23 protein-coding genes are annotated in these 12,115 nt (G+C 66.4%); all 23 read left to right on the top strand.

The genetic code is table 11. From position 1 onward, the window contains the following. The first annotated feature begins 199 nt into the window (after positions 1-199). Positions 200-508: a 30S ribosomal protein S10 gene (gene rpsJ, locus ACFZAU_RS07990; protein ID WP_014144312.1), complete on the top strand. Its 309-nt coding sequence runs from the start codon at positions 200-202 to the stop codon at positions 506-508. 14 nt (positions 509-522) lie between these two features. Continuing rightward, positions 523-1,167: a 50S ribosomal protein L3 gene (rplC, locus tag ACFZAU_RS07985; protein ID WP_018558869.1), complete on the top strand. Its 645-nt coding sequence runs from the start codon at positions 523-525 to the stop codon at positions 1,165-1,167. Positions 1,168-1,171: 4 nt separating this feature from the next. After that, positions 1,172-1,822, top strand: a complete 651-nt coding sequence (rplD, locus tag ACFZAU_RS07980) for a 50S ribosomal protein L4 (RefSeq protein ID WP_500462468.1) — start codon at positions 1,172-1,174, stop codon at positions 1,820-1,822. Then, positions 1,822-2,148, top strand: a complete 327-nt coding sequence (gene rplW / locus ACFZAU_RS07975) for a 50S ribosomal protein L23 (RefSeq protein WP_018558871.1) — start codon at positions 1,822-1,824, stop codon at positions 2,146-2,148. Before rplD ends, rplW begins: the two co-directional genes overlap by 1 nt. Positions 2,149-2,195: 47 nt before the next feature. After that, positions 2,196-3,032 (top strand): 50S ribosomal protein L2, encoded by an 837-nt coding sequence (gene rplB, locus ACFZAU_RS07970; protein WP_018558872.1) that lies wholly within the window; start codon positions 2,196-2,198, stop codon positions 3,030-3,032. A gap of 12 nt (positions 3,033-3,044) precedes the next feature. Continuing rightward, positions 3,045-3,326 carry a 30S ribosomal protein S19 gene (rpsS, locus tag ACFZAU_RS07965; protein ID WP_018558873.1) on the top strand — a complete coding sequence of 94 codons (282 nt, stop codon included), beginning with the start codon at positions 3,045-3,047 and terminating at the stop codon, positions 3,324-3,326. A gap of 49 nt (positions 3,327-3,375) precedes the next feature. After that, positions 3,376-3,723 carry a 50S ribosomal protein L22 gene (rplV, locus tag ACFZAU_RS07960; protein ID WP_018558874.1) on the top strand — a complete coding sequence of 116 codons (348 nt, stop codon included), beginning with the start codon at positions 3,376-3,378 and terminating at the stop codon, positions 3,721-3,723. Beyond that, positions 3,723-4,547, top strand: a complete 825-nt coding sequence (gene rpsC / locus ACFZAU_RS07955; RefSeq protein WP_089226444.1) for a 30S ribosomal protein S3 — start codon at positions 3,723-3,725, stop codon at positions 4,545-4,547. Before rplV ends, rpsC begins: the two co-directional genes overlap by 1 nt. Before the next feature lie 5 nt (positions 4,548-4,552). Beyond that, positions 4,553-4,972 (top strand): 50S ribosomal protein L16, encoded by a 420-nt coding sequence (gene rplP, locus ACFZAU_RS07950; protein WP_499513426.1) that lies wholly within the window; start codon positions 4,553-4,555, stop codon positions 4,970-4,972. Next, entirely contained in the window at positions 4,972-5,196 is a 225-nt protein-coding gene (rpmC, locus tag ACFZAU_RS07945; protein ID WP_018558877.1) for a 50S ribosomal protein L29, read from the top strand. Before rplP ends, rpmC begins: the two co-directional genes overlap by 1 nt. Beyond that, a complete protein-coding gene (rpsQ, locus tag ACFZAU_RS07940; protein WP_018558878.1) occupies positions 5,196-5,480 on the top strand; it encodes a 30S ribosomal protein S17 in 285 nt (94 codons plus the stop codon). Before rpmC ends, rpsQ begins: the two co-directional genes overlap by 1 nt. 149 nt (positions 5,481-5,629) lie before the next feature. Next, the gene (gene rplN, locus ACFZAU_RS07935; protein WP_004946682.1) at positions 5,630-5,998 is read left to right on the top strand and encodes a 50S ribosomal protein L14; all 369 of its coding nucleotides are present in this window, start codon (positions 5,630-5,632) and stop codon (positions 5,996-5,998) included. Between the two features lie 3 nt (positions 5,999-6,001). Further along, positions 6,002-6,325, top strand: a complete 324-nt coding sequence (rplX, locus tag ACFZAU_RS07930; RefSeq protein ID WP_018558879.1) for a 50S ribosomal protein L24 — start codon at positions 6,002-6,004, stop codon at positions 6,323-6,325. Beyond that, positions 6,325-6,882 (top strand): 50S ribosomal protein L5, encoded by a 558-nt coding sequence (gene rplE, locus ACFZAU_RS07925; protein ID WP_018558880.1) that lies wholly within the window; start codon positions 6,325-6,327, stop codon positions 6,880-6,882. Before rplX ends, rplE begins: the two co-directional genes overlap by 1 nt. A 3-nt stretch (positions 6,883-6,885) precedes the next feature. Then, positions 6,886-7,071: a type Z 30S ribosomal protein S14 gene (locus tag ACFZAU_RS07920; protein WP_003948630.1), complete on the top strand. Its 186-nt coding sequence runs from the start codon at positions 6,886-6,888 to the stop codon at positions 7,069-7,071. Between the two features lie 195 nt (positions 7,072-7,266). Then, a complete protein-coding gene (gene rpsH, locus ACFZAU_RS07915) occupies positions 7,267-7,665 on the top strand; it encodes a 30S ribosomal protein S8 (RefSeq protein WP_018558881.1) in 399 nt (132 codons plus the stop codon). 21 nt (positions 7,666-7,686) lie between these two features. Then, on the top strand, positions 7,687-8,226 hold the full coding sequence (gene rplF / locus ACFZAU_RS07910; RefSeq protein WP_499606447.1) for a 50S ribosomal protein L6: 540 nt from the start codon (positions 7,687-7,689) through the stop codon (positions 8,224-8,226). Between the two features lie 3 nt (positions 8,227-8,229). After that, positions 8,230-8,613, top strand: a complete 384-nt coding sequence (rplR, locus tag ACFZAU_RS07905; RefSeq protein WP_499606448.1) for a 50S ribosomal protein L18 — start codon at positions 8,230-8,232, stop codon at positions 8,611-8,613. A 40-nt stretch (positions 8,614-8,653) separates the two neighbouring features. After that, positions 8,654-9,259 carry a 30S ribosomal protein S5 gene (gene rpsE, locus ACFZAU_RS07900; RefSeq protein WP_003998815.1) on the top strand — a complete coding sequence of 202 codons (606 nt, stop codon included), beginning with the start codon at positions 8,654-8,656 and terminating at the stop codon, positions 9,257-9,259. Further along, positions 9,259-9,441 (top strand): 50S ribosomal protein L30, encoded by a 183-nt coding sequence (gene rpmD / locus ACFZAU_RS07895; protein ID WP_018558884.1) that lies wholly within the window; start codon positions 9,259-9,261, stop codon positions 9,439-9,441. Before rpsE ends, rpmD begins: the two co-directional genes overlap by 1 nt. 1 nt (position 9,442) lies before the next feature. Next, the gene (gene rplO / locus ACFZAU_RS07890; protein ID WP_431960949.1) at positions 9,443-9,898 is read left to right on the top strand and encodes a 50S ribosomal protein L15; all 456 of its coding nucleotides are present in this window, start codon (positions 9,443-9,445) and stop codon (positions 9,896-9,898) included. Positions 9,899-10,121: 223 nt separating this feature from the next. Beyond that, positions 10,122-11,435 carry a preprotein translocase subunit SecY gene (secY, locus tag ACFZAU_RS07885; protein WP_499606449.1) on the top strand — a complete coding sequence of 438 codons (1,314 nt, stop codon included), beginning with the start codon at positions 10,122-10,124 and terminating at the stop codon, positions 11,433-11,435. Continuing rightward, entirely contained in the window at positions 11,435-12,109 is a 675-nt protein-coding gene (locus ACFZAU_RS07880) for an adenylate kinase (RefSeq protein ID WP_499606450.1), read from the top strand. Before secY ends, ACFZAU_RS07880 begins: the two co-directional genes overlap by 1 nt. Positions 12,110-12,115 lie beyond the last annotated feature (6 nt).

Genomic DNA, 12,115 nt, shown 5'->3' with positions numbered 1-12,115 from the left:
GAATCTTCCGGGAAGCGTCAGCGGGGTGCTCGCCAGGTGCTCGGTGGGTGTCTTCTCCCACGTATCCCCTCCCTGAGGGTCTCCGCCATGCGGAGATTTAAGGGAAGGGAAGCGACACGCCCGACCACGTGGGTCGGAGAAGACGGTCGAACCACCGAGTTCCAGAGCGTTCACTAGCAGACAGGACTACGAAGTAGCCATGGCGGGACAGAAGATCCGCATCCGGCTCAAGGCCTACGACCACGAGGTCATCGACTCCTCGGCGAAGAAGATCGTCGAGACGGTGACGCGTACTGGTGCGCAGGTCGCGGGCCCGGTGCCGCTGCCCACTGAGAAGAACGTGTACTGCGTCATCAAGTCGCCGCACAAGTACAAGGACTCGCGCGAGCACTTCGAGATGCGCACGCACAAGCGCCTGATCGACATCCTCGACCCGACGCCCAAGACCGTTGACTCGTTGATGCGCCTGGACCTTCCGGCCGGCGTCGACATCGAGATCAAGCTCTGAGAGGCGCGGAACAGATGGCTAAGCAGATCAAGGGCATCCTGGGCGAGAAGCTCGGCATGACCCAGGTCTGGGACGAGAACAACCGTGTCGTCCCGGTGACCGTGGTCAAGGCCGGCCCGAACGTCGTGACCCAGGTCCGCACGAACGACGTCGACGGTTACGAGTCGGTCCAGATCGCCTTCGGCGAGATCGACCCGCGCAAGGTGAACAAGCCCCTCAAGGGCCACTTCGCCAAGGCCGACGTGACCCCCCGTCGCCACCTGGTGGAGCTCCGCACCGCGGACGCCGCCGAGTACACCCTGGGCCAGGAGATCACCGCTGAGGTGTTCGAGGCCGGCGTGAAGGTGGACGTCACCGGCAAGAGCAAGGGCAAGGGCTTCGCCGGTGTCATGAAGCGTCACAACTTCAAGGGCCTCGGCGCCGGACACGGCACCCAGCGCAAGCACCGCTCTCCCGGCTCCATCGGTGGCTGCGCCACCCCGGGCCGTGTGTTCAAGGGTCTGCGCATGGCGGGCCGCATGGGCAACGAGCGGGTGACCACCCAGAACCTGACCGTTCACGCCGTTGACGCGGAGAAGGGCCTGCTGCTCATCAAGGGCGCGGTTCCCGGTCCGAACGGCGGCCTCGTCCTGGTCCGCACCGCGGCCAAGGGGGCCTGAGGATATGAGCACCATTGACATTCTGTCGCCCGCCGGCGACAAGGCCGGGACCGTAGAGCTCCCCGCCGAGATCTTCGACGCCAAGGTCAGCATCCCGCTGATCCACCAGGTCGTCGTGGCGCAGCTGGCCGCTGCCCGTCAGGGCACGCACAAGGTCAAGACGCGTGGCGAGGTCCGCGGTGGCGGCAAGAAGCCGTACCGCCAGAAGGGCACCGGCCGCGCCCGTCAGGGTTCGACCCGCGCCCCGCAGTTCGCCGGTGGTGGCGTCGTGCACGGTCCCGTGCCGCGTGACTACTCGCAGCGGACCCCGAAGAAGATGAAGGCCGCCGCCCTGCGCGGTGCCCTCACCGACCGGGCTCGTCACAACCGCATCCACGTCGTGACCGGCGTCATCGAGGGCGAGTCCCCGTCGACGAAGGCCGCCAAGACGCTGCTGGGCAAGATCAGCGACCGCAAGAACGTGCTGCTCGTCGCCGACCGCGCCGAAGAGGTCGCGTGGCTCTCCGCCCGCAACCTGCCCCAGGTCCACATCCTGGAGGCCGGCCAGCTGAACACGTACGACGTGCTCGTCTCCGACGACGTGGTCTTCACCAAGGCCGCCTTCGACCGCTTCACCGGTAACGGCGCCGCCGAGACCGAAGGGAGCGACGCCTGATGGCCGAGCAGACCGCGATCACCAGCAAGACCTTCACGGACCACCGCGACATCCTGGTCAAGCCGGTGGTCTCCGAGAAGAGCTACGCGCTGCTGGACGAGAACAAGTACACGTTCGTCGTCGACCCGCGTGCCAACAAGACCCAGATCAAGCAGGCCGTCGAGGCGGTCTTCTCGGTCAAGGTCACCGGGGTCAACACGATCAACCGTCAGGGTAAGCGCAAGCGCACCAAGACCGGTTTCGGCAAGCGCAAGGACACCAAGCGCGCCATCGTGACCCTCGCTGAGGGCGACCGCATCGACATCTTCGGCGGCCCGGTCTCCTAACGGGGACCGGAACGTGTCGAAGTCCGGAATATTCCGAGGACTGAGAAATGGGTATCCGCAAGTACAAGCCGACGACCCCGGGCCGTCGTGGCTCCAGCGTCGCCGACTTCGTCGAGATCACGCGGTCCACGCCGGAGAAGTCGCTGGTCCGCCCCCTGCACAGCAAGGGCGGCCGTAACAACGCCGGTCGTGTGACCGTTCGCCACCAGGGTGGTGGCCACAAGCGCGCCTACCGCGTGATCGACTTCCGTCGTCACGACAAGGACGGCGTGCCGGCCAAGGTCGCGCACATCGAGTACGACCCCAACCGCACCGCGCGCATCGCGCTGCTCCACTACGCGGACGGCGAGAAGCGCTACATCCTGGCCCCGGCCAAGCTGAGCCAGGGTGACCGGATCGAGAACGGCCCTGGCGCCGACATCAAGCCGGGCAACAACCTGCCGCTGCGCTACATCCCGGTGGGTACGACCGTCCACGCCATCGAGCTGCGTCCCGGCGGCGGCGCGAAGATCTCCCGTTCCGCGGGTTCTTCCGTGCAGCTGCTGGCGAAGGAGGGCTCCATGGCCACCCTTCGCATGCCTTCCGGTGAAGTCCGGCTGGTCGACGCGCGCTGCCGCGCCACCATCGGCGAGGTCGGCAACGCCGAGCAGTCGAACATCAACTGGGGCAAGGCCGGCCGTATGCGCTGGAAGGGCGTCCGCCCGACCGTCCGCGGTGTGGCCATGAACCCCGTCGACCACCCGCACGGTGGTGGTGAGGGCAAGACCTCCGGTGGTCGCCACCCGGTCAGCCCGTGGGGCCAGAAGGAAGGTCGTACTCGCTCGCCGAAGAAGGCCAGCAGCAAGTACATCGTCCGCCGCCGCAAGACGAACAAGAAGCGCTAGGAGCGGGTTTAGATGCCGCGCAGTCTCAAGAAGGGGCCCTTCGTCGACGACCACCTGATCAAGAAGGTGGACGTTCAGAACGAGGCCGGTACCCACAACGTCATCAAGACCTGGTCCCGCCGCTCGATGATCATCCCGGCGATGCTGGGCCACACGATCGCGGTGCACGACGGCCGTAAGCACGTCCCGGTGTTTGTCACCGAGTCGATGGTCGGCCACAAGCTCGGCGAGTTCGCGCCGACCCGCACCTTCCGCGGCCACGAGAAGGACGACCGCAAGTCGCGTCGTCGCTGACCTGCGGAGCGGAACAGTGACGACGAAGACAGACACCGAAGGGACAACCATGGAAGCCAGGGCCCAGGCGCGGTACATCCGCGTCACGCCCATGAAGGCCCGCCGCGTGGTGGACCTCATCCGTGGCATGAGTGCCACGGAGGCTCAGGCGGTCCTGCGTTTCGCCCCGCAGGCCGCGAGCGTGCCGGTGGGCAAGGTGCTCGACAGCGCCATTGCCAACGCCGCGCACAACTACGACCACACCGACGCCCAGTCGCTGTACATCAGCGAGGCGTTTGTGGACGAGGGCCCGACCCTCAAGCGGTTCCGTCCGCGTGCGCAGGGCCGTGCCTACCGGATCCGCAAGCGGACCAGCCACATCACCGTGGTCGTCAGCAGCAAGGAAGGGACCCGGTAATGGGCCAGAAGGTTAACCCGTATGGGTTCCGGCTCGGCATCACCACGGACTTCAAGTCCCGCTGGTACGCCGACAAGCTGTACAAGGACTACGTCAAGGAAGACGTCGCCATCCGCCGGATGATGACGCAGGGCATGGAGCGGGCCGGCATCTCCAAGGTGGAGATCGAGCGCACCCGTGACCGCGTCCGCGTCGACATCCACACCGCCCGGCCGGGCATCGTCATCGGCCGTCGCGGCGCGGAGGCCGACCGCATCCGGGGCGACCTGGAGAAGCTGACCGGCAAGCAGGTCCAGCTGAACATCCTCGAGGTCAAGAACCCGGAGACGGACGCTCAGCTGGTGGCCCAGGCCGTCGCCGAGCAGCTGTCCTCCCGCGTCTCCTTCCGTCGTGCCATGCGCAAGAGCATGCAGAGCACGATGAAGGCCGGCGCCAAGGGCATCAAGATCCAGTGCGGTGGCCGCCTCGGCGGCGCCGAGATGTCCCGCTCGGAGTTCTACCGCGAGGGTCGCGTCCCGCTGCACACCCTGCGCGCCAACGTCGACTACGGCTTCTTCGAGGCCCGTACGACCTTCGGCCGCATCGGCGTGAAGGTGTGGATCTACAAGGGCAATGTCAAGAACATCGCCGAGGTCCGCGCCGACAACGCCGCCGCCCGTGCCGGCAACCGCCCGGCCCGTGGTGGTGGCAACGACCGTCCGCAGCGCCGCGGTGGCGAGCGCGGCGGCCGTGGCCGTCGTCCCCAGGGTGACGCCCAGGCCCCCAAGGCCGAGGCGACCACCGCTGAGGCTCCGGCTGCGGAGACCACCGGAACGGAGGCCTGACCCCCATGCTGATCCCCCGTCGGGTCAAGCACCGTAAGCAGCACCACCCGAAGCGTGATGGCATGGCCAAGGGTGGCACCGAGCTGGCGTTCGGTGAGTACGGCATCCAGGCCGTCACCCCCGCGTACGTGACGAACCGGCAGATCGAGTCCGCTCGTATCGCCATCACCCGTCACATCCGCCGTGGCGGCAAGGTCTGGATCAACATCTACCCGGACCGTCCGCTCACGAAGAAGCCGGCCGAAACCCGCATGGGTTCCGGTAAGGGTTCCCCGGAGTGGTGGATCGCGAACGTCAAGCCCGGTCGGGTGATGTTCGAGCTGTCCTTCCCGAACGAGAAGGTTGCGCGTGAGGCGCTCACCCGAGCCGCCCACAAGCTTCCGATGAAGTGCCGGATCGTCCGGCGCGAGGCAGGTGAGCTGTAATGGCGGCCGGTACCAAGGCGACCGAGCTGCGCCAGCTGGGCGACGAGGAACTCGTCGGCAAGCTGCGTGAGGCCAAGGAGGAGCTGTTCAACCTCCGCTTCCAGGCGGCCACCGGACAGCTCGAGAACAACTCCCGGCTGAAGGTTGTCCGCAAGGACATCGCCCGGATCTACACCCTCATGCGTGAGCGTGAGCTCGGCATCGAGACGGTGGAGAGCGCCTGATGAGCGAGAAGAATGTGACTGAGAGCAGCGAGCAGCGCGGTGACCGCAAGACCCGTGAGGGCCTCGTGGTCAGCGACAAGATGGACAAGACCGTCGTGGTCGCCGTCGAGGACCGTGTGAAGCACGCCCTGTACGGCAAGGTCATCCGCCGTACCAACAAGCTCAAGGCGCACGACGAGCAGAACGCCGCGGGCGTCGGCGACCGTGTCCTCCTCATGGAGACCCGGCCGCTGTCCGCGAGCAAGCGCTGGCGCGTCGTCGAGATCCTCGAGAAGGCCAAGTAACACCGCCCGGCCGGCCGGGCCGTGCGACCCGTTCGCGCGGCCCGGCCCCGGCCGGCATGTAATTCCTGCGGGGGGTTCCCCGCAGGACGGTTCCGCCAGGCTCTCCGGGCCCGCCCCGGAGGGAACCGGCAGACGATCAGGAGATAGACGTGATCCAGCAGGAGTCGCGACTGCGTGTCGCCGACAACACGGGTGCGAAGGAGATCCTTTGCATCCGTGTGCTCGGTGGCTCCGGTCGCCGCTACGCGGGAATCGGTGACGTCATCGTCGCCACCGTCAAGGACGCGATCCCCGGTGGCAACGTGAAGAAGGGCGACGTCGTCAAGGCGGTCGTCGTGCGCACCGTCAAGGAGCGCCGCCGTCCCGACGGTTCGTACATCCGCTTCGACGAGAACGCGGCCGTCATCCTCAAGAACGACGGTGACCCCCGCGGCACCCGCATCTTCGGCCCCGTGGGCCGGGAGCTGCGCGAGAAGAAGTTCATGAAGATCGTCTCGCTCGCGCCGGAGGTGCTGTAACCGATGAAGATCAAGAAGGGCGACCTGGTCCAGGTCATCACCGGTAAGGACAAGGGCAAGCAGGGCAAGGTCATCGCGGCCTACCCCACTGAGGACCGTGTCCTGGTCGAGGGTGTCAACCGGGTCAAGAAGCACACCAAGGCCGGCCAGACCGCTCGCGGTTCGAAGACCGGCGGCATCATCACGACCGAGGCGCCCGTCCACGTCTCCAACGTCCAGCTGGTCGTTGAGAAGGACGGCAACAAGGTCGTGACTCGCGTCGGCTACCGCTTCGACGACGAGGGCAACAAGATCCGCGTTGCCAAGCGGACGGGTGAGGACATCTGATGACTGCCACCACTTCGCCTCGTCTGAAGGCGCGCTACCGCGAGGAGATCGCGGGCAAGATGCGTGACGAGTTCCAGTACGAGAACGTCATGCAGATCCCCGGCCTCACCAAGATCGTGGTCAACATGGGTGTGGGCGACGCCGCCCGCGACTCCAAGCTGATCGAGGGCGCGATCCGCGACCTCACCACGATCACCGGCCAGAAGCCGGCCGTCACCAAGGCCCGGAAGTCCATCGCGCAGTTCAAGCTGCGTGAGGGTCAGCCGATCGGCGCCCACGTCACCCTCCGCGGTGACCGCATGTGGGAGTTCCTGGACCGTCTGCTGTCGCTCGCGCTCCCGCGCATCCGCGACTTCCGCGGTCTGTCGCCGAAGCAGTTCGACGGCCGTGGCAACTACACCTTCGGTCTCACGGAGCAGGTCATGTTCCACGAGATCGACCAGGACAAGATCGACCGCACCCGGGGTATGGACATCACCGTGGTGACCACGGCGACCAACGACGCTGAGGGCCGCGCGCTCCTCCGTCACCTCGGCTTCCCGTTCAAGGAGGCGTGAGCCGTGGCGAAGAAGGCTCTTATCGCGAAGGCCGCCCGCAAGCCCAAGTTCGGCGTGCGTGGCTACACGCGCTGCCAGCGCTGTGGCCGTCCGCACTCCGTGTACCGCAAGTTCGGCCTGTGCCGCGTGTGCCTTCGTGAGATGGCGCACCGCGGTGAGCTGCCGGGCGTGACCAAGAGCTCCTGGTAACCACCAGGGCTCTCGGTAAGCAGATGAGTGGCGGGAGCCCGGCCCTGCATACCGTAAGGTAGAAGGGTTGGGCGCCCGCCGCCCATGACCGTCTTACTACGCCGTAGGTCCCCGCGCCGCACCCGTCCCCAGTCTCATGGGGGAGAGGGATGGCGCATATAGGAAACCCCGGCGAGAGAGGCCTAAGGCCATCACATGACCATGACTGACCCGATCGCAGACATGCTGACGCGTCTGCGGAACGCGAACTCCGCGTACCACGACGAGGTCACCATGCCGTTCAGCAAGATCAAGTCGCACATCGCGGAGATCCTCCAGCAGGAGGGCTACATCCAGGGCTGGAAGGTCGAGGACGCCGAGGTCGGCAAGAACCTCACCATCGACCTCAAGTTCGGTCCGAACCGCGAGCGCTCGATCGCCGGCATCAAGCGCATCAGCAAGCCCGGTCTGCGGGTCTATGCAAAGTCCACCAACCTGCCGAAGGTGCTCGGCGGCCTGGGCGTGGCGATCATCTCCACCTCCCACGGGCTGCTCACCGACAAGCAGGCAAACAAGAAGGGCGTGGGTGGGGAAGTCCTCGCCTACGTCTGGTAGTCGGGAAACGGAGGTATAGCCATGTCGCGTATTGGACGGCTGCCCATCCCGGTTCCCGCCGGCGTGGACGTCACCATCGATGGCCGGACGGTCTCGGTGAAGGGCCCCAAGGGTTCCCTGACCCACACCGTTGCCGCGCCGATCGACATCGTCAAGAGCGAGGACGGCACCCTTCAGGTGTCGCGTCCGAACGACGAGCGTCAGAACAAGGCCCTGCACGGCCTGTCCCGCACGCTGGTGGCGAACATGATCACCGGCGTGACCGTGGGCTACGTGAAGAAGCTCGAGATCAGCGGTGTCGGCTACCGCGTCCAGGCGAAGGGCTCCAACCTGGAGTTCGCCCTGGGCTACAGCCACCCGATCGTCGTCGAGGCCCCCGAGGGCATCGCCTTCAAGGTCGAGAACCCCACCAGGTTCTCGGTCGAGGGCATCGACAAGCAGAAGGTCGGCGAGGTCGCCGCGAACATCCGCAAGCTGCGGAAGCCCGACCCGTACAAGGCCAAGGGCGTCAAGTACGAGGGCGAAGTCATCCGCCGCAAGGTCGGAAAGGCTGGTAAGTAAGCCATGGCATACGGCGTGAAGATCGCCAAGGGCGACGCTTACAAGGGCGCTGCCAAGAAGCGTCGCCACATCCGCGTCCGCAAGCGGATCTCGGGCACCGAGGTGCGTCCGCGCCTGGTCGTGACCCGTTCCAACCGGGGCATCACGGCGCAGGTCATCGACGACCTGAAGGGCCACACCCTGGCCTCGGCCTCGCACCTGGACACCTCGATCCGTGGTGTCGAGGGTGACAAGACCGAGCAGGCGAAGAAGGTCGGCCAGCTGGTCGCCGAGCGGGCCAAGGCGGCCGGCGTCGGGACCGTCGTGTTCGACCGCGGTGGCAACCGGTACGCCGGTCGCATCGCTGCCCTTGCCGACGCCGCCCGCGAAGCCGGGCTCGGTTTCTGAGCCGGTTCCGTAGCTAGCGGAAACAGAGAGAGGTAATCCAATGGCTGGACCCCAGCGCCGCGGTGGCGGTGCCGGTGGCGGCGAGCGGCGGGACCGGAAGGGCCGTGACGGCGGCGCAGCTGCCGCCGAGAAGACCGCGTACGTTGAGCGCGTCGTCGCGATCAACCGCGTCGCCAAGGTTGTGAAGGGTGGTCGTCGCTTCAGCTTCACCGCGCTGGTCGTGGTGGGCGACGGTGACGGCACCGTGGGTGTCGGTTACGGCAAGGCCAAGGAGGTGCCGGCCGCCATCGCCAAGGGCGTTGAGGAGGCCAAGAAGCACTTCTTCAAGGTCCCCCGCATCCAGGGCACCATCCCCCACCCGATCCAGGGCGAGAAGGCCGCGGGCGTCGTCCTGCTCAAGCCTGCTTCCCCCGGTACGGGTGTCATCGCCGGTGGTCCGGTGCGCGCCGTCCTGGAGTGCGCCGGCATCCACGACGTGCTGTCGAAGTCGCTCGGCTCCGACAACGCGATCAACATCGTGCACGCCACGGTGGAGGCTCTGAAGGGCCTGCAGCGCCCCGAGGAGATCGCCGCCCGTCGTGGCCTGCCGCTCGAGGACGTGGCCCCGGCTGCTCTGCTCCGGGCGCGTGCTGGGGTGGGTGCGTAATGGCTCGCCTCAAGGTCACGCAGGTCAAGTCCTACATCGGCAGCAAGCAGAACCACCGTGACACCCTGCGTTCGCTCGGCCTGAAGCGGCTGAACGACGTCGTGGTCAAGGAGGACCGCCCGGAGATCCGCGGCATGGTCCACACCGTCCGCCACCTCGTCACGGTCGAGGAGGTCGACTGACATGGGAGAGCAGTCTCCGCTGAAGGTCCACAACCTCCGTCCCGCCCCGGGCGCCAAGACCGCCAAGACCCGCGTCGGTCGTGGTGAGGCCTCCAAGGGCAAGACGGCCGGTCGTGGTACCAAGGGCACGAAGGCCCGCTACCAGGTTCCGGAGCGCTTCGAGGGTGGGCAGATGCCCCTCCACATGCGCCTCCCGAAGCTGAAGGGCTTCAAGAACCCGTTCCGCACCGAGTTCCAGGTCGTGAACCTGGACAAGCTGGCCGCGCTCTACCCCGAGGGTGGCGAGGTCACGGTGGCCGATCTGGTCGCCAAGGGTGCCGTGCGGAAGAACCAGCTCGTCAAGGTGCTGGGCACCGGCGAGGTCTCCGTGGCGCTGCAGGTGACCGTCGACGCGGTCTCCGGCTCCGCCAAGGAGAAGATCACCGCCGCGGGCGGCTCGGTCACCGAGCTCGTCTGAGTGTGATGCCACATCCAGCCGGGGATGTTCCGCACTTTCGTGCGGGGCATCCCCGGTTGGTCATTCCGGGGACGGATGCTCGCCGGTAAGGTGGGCCGGGCTAGTCTTGCGGAGCCTGTGTGCTGACGCGGGTAAGGCAACCCCGATCGTTTTGCAGTTCCACCATTCGTAGCTTTCAACACCGTCACCTCCCGCCCAAGAAGCGGGGGGCGCAGGAGGCACCGTGCTCACCGCGTTCGCCCGGGCGTTCAGGACGCCCGACCTGCGCAAGAAGCTGCTGTTCACGCTGGCCATCATGGTGCTGTTCCGGCTGGGAGCCCACATCCCGATCCCGGGTGTCGACTACCAGGTGGTCAACTCCTGCATCAAGGCGGTCGGAGGGAACCAGGGCCTCTTCGGCCTGGTGAACCTCTTCAGCGGCGGCGCTCTTCTGCAGCTCACGATCTTCGCGCTCGGCATCATGCCGTACATCACCGCGAGCATCATCCTGCAGCTGCTCACCGTGGTCATCCCGCGCCTGGAAGCCCTCAAGAAGGAGGGCCAGGCCGGCCAGACGAAGATCACGCAGTACACGCGCTACCTGACCGTGGCGCTCGCGATCCTGCAGGGCACCGGCCTGGTGGCCACCGCCCGCTCCGGCAGCCTCTTCCAGCAGTGCCCCGACCGCTTCAACATCGTCCCCGACCAGTCGATCTTCACCACGGTCACGATGGTCATCACGATGACCGCGGGCACCGCCCTGATCATGTGGCTGGGCGAGCTGATCACCGACCGCGGCATCGGCAACGGCATGTCGATCCTGATGTTCCTGTCGATCGCGGCCGGCTTCCCGGGCGCCCTCTGGGCGATCAAGAAGTCCGGGAACATCGCGGACGGCTGGGTCGAGTTCGGCGCCGTCATCATGGTGGGTCTGGCGATGGTCGCCCTGGTCGTCTTCGTCGAGCAGGCGCAGCGCCGCATCCCCGTGCAGTACGCGAAGCGCATGATCGGTCGTCGTTCGTACGGAGGAACCTCCACCTACATCCCGCTGAAGGTGAACCAGGCGGGTGTGATTCCCGTCATCTTCGCGTCATCGCTCCTGTACATCCCGTCACTGGTGGTCCAGTTCAGTGGATCCACCTCGACCTGGGCAAACTGGGTCAGGGACAACCTGGTCAAGGGCGACCACCCGATCTACATCACCGCGTACTTCCTGCTGATTGTCTTCTTTGCCTTCTTCTACGTGGCCATCTCGTTCAACCCCGAAGAAGTCGCGGACAACATGAAGAAGTATGGTGGGTTCATCCCGGGCATCCGGGCTGGTCGTCCCACCGCGGAGTACCTCAGCTACGTGCTCAACCGCATCACGTGGCCGGGCGCGATGTACCTGGGTCTGATCGCCCTGGTGCCCACTGTGGCGCTGGTGCTGTTCAACGCGAACCAGAACTTCCCGTTCGGCGGGACGAGCATCCTGATCATCGTGGGTGTCGGCCTGGAGACCGTGAAGCAGATCGAGAGCCAGCTTCAGCAGCGTAACTACGAAGGGTTCCTCCGCTGATGCGCATCGTCCTCGTCGGGCCTCCCGGGGCCGGCAAGGGTACGCAGGCCGCGTACCTTGCCAGGAACTTGTCGATCCCGCACATCTCCACGGGCGACCTCTTCCGGGCGAACATCAGCCAGGGCACCGAGCTGGGCCGCAAGGCCCAGGAGTACATGGACGCCGGACGGCTGGTCCCCGACGAGATCACCATCGGCATGGCCAAGGACCGCATGCTGCAGCCGGACGCCGGGAACGGCTTCCTGCTCGACGGCTTCCCGCGGAACGTGGGCCAGGCCCAGGCGCTCGACAAGATCCTCGCCGAGAACGGGATAGCGCTGGACGCCGTCCTGGACCTGGAGGTCCCCGAGGAGGAGGTCGTCAAGCGGATCGCCGGTCGCCGGCTGTGCCGCAAGGACGGCGGCCACGTGTTCCACGTGGTCTACAACACTCCGGCCGTCGAGGGCGTGTGCGACCAGTGCGGTGGTGAGCTGTACCAGCGTTCGGACGACACCGAGGAGAAGGTGCGGGTCCGGCTGGAGGAGTACCACAGCAAGACCGAGCCGATCATCGACTACTACAAGCAGCAGGGCCTGGTGCGCACCATCTCGGCCCTGGGCAAGGTCACCGAGGTGACCAAGCGGGCGATGGACGCGCTGCAGGACAAGAAGGACTCGGGCGACAGCGCCGCCTGAGCACAT

Source organism: Streptomyces sp. NPDC008238 (assembly GCF_042956445.1).
GTDB lineage: Bacteria > Actinomycetota > Actinomycetes > Streptomycetales > Streptomycetaceae > Actinacidiphila.
This window is presented reverse-complemented; position numbering and strand designations above follow the sequence as displayed.

Coding starts and splice junctions, on each gene's coding strand:
- rpsJ (WP_014144312.1), top strand. CDS start 200: ATGGCGGGACAGAAGATCCGCATCCGGCTCAAGGCCTACGACCACGAG.
- rplC (WP_018558869.1), top strand. CDS start 523: ATGGCTAAGCAGATCAAGGGCATCCTGGGCGAGAAGCTCGGCATGACC.
- rplD (WP_500462468.1), top strand. CDS start 1,172: ATGAGCACCATTGACATTCTGTCGCCCGCCGGCGACAAGGCCGGGACC.
- rplW (WP_018558871.1), top strand. CDS start 1,822: ATGGCCGAGCAGACCGCGATCACCAGCAAGACCTTCACGGACCACCGC.
- rplB (WP_018558872.1), top strand. CDS start 2,196: ATGGGTATCCGCAAGTACAAGCCGACGACCCCGGGCCGTCGTGGCTCC.
- rpsS (WP_018558873.1), top strand. CDS start 3,045: ATGCCGCGCAGTCTCAAGAAGGGGCCCTTCGTCGACGACCACCTGATC.
- rplV (WP_018558874.1), top strand. CDS start 3,376: ATGGAAGCCAGGGCCCAGGCGCGGTACATCCGCGTCACGCCCATGAAG.
- rpsC (WP_089226444.1), top strand. CDS start 3,723: ATGGGCCAGAAGGTTAACCCGTATGGGTTCCGGCTCGGCATCACCACG.
- rplP (WP_499513426.1), top strand. CDS start 4,553: ATGCTGATCCCCCGTCGGGTCAAGCACCGTAAGCAGCACCACCCGAAG.
- rpmC (WP_018558877.1), top strand. CDS start 4,972: ATGGCGGCCGGTACCAAGGCGACCGAGCTGCGCCAGCTGGGCGACGAG.
- rpsQ (WP_018558878.1), top strand. CDS start 5,196: ATGAGCGAGAAGAATGTGACTGAGAGCAGCGAGCAGCGCGGTGACCGC.
- rplX (WP_018558879.1), top strand. CDS start 6,002: ATGAAGATCAAGAAGGGCGACCTGGTCCAGGTCATCACCGGTAAGGAC.
- rplE (WP_018558880.1), top strand. CDS start 6,325: ATGACTGCCACCACTTCGCCTCGTCTGAAGGCGCGCTACCGCGAGGAG.
- rpsH (WP_018558881.1), top strand. CDS start 7,267: ATGACCATGACTGACCCGATCGCAGACATGCTGACGCGTCTGCGGAAC.
- rplF (WP_499606447.1), top strand. CDS start 7,687: ATGTCGCGTATTGGACGGCTGCCCATCCCGGTTCCCGCCGGCGTGGAC.
- rplR (WP_499606448.1), top strand. CDS start 8,230: ATGGCATACGGCGTGAAGATCGCCAAGGGCGACGCTTACAAGGGCGCT.
- rpsE (WP_003998815.1), top strand. CDS start 8,654: ATGGCTGGACCCCAGCGCCGCGGTGGCGGTGCCGGTGGCGGCGAGCGG.
- rpmD (WP_018558884.1), top strand. CDS start 9,259: ATGGCTCGCCTCAAGGTCACGCAGGTCAAGTCCTACATCGGCAGCAAG.
- rplO (WP_431960949.1), top strand. CDS start 9,443: ATGGGAGAGCAGTCTCCGCTGAAGGTCCACAACCTCCGTCCCGCCCCG.
- ACFZAU_RS07880 (WP_499606450.1), top strand. CDS start 11,435: ATGCGCATCGTCCTCGTCGGGCCTCCCGGGGCCGGCAAGGGTACGCAG.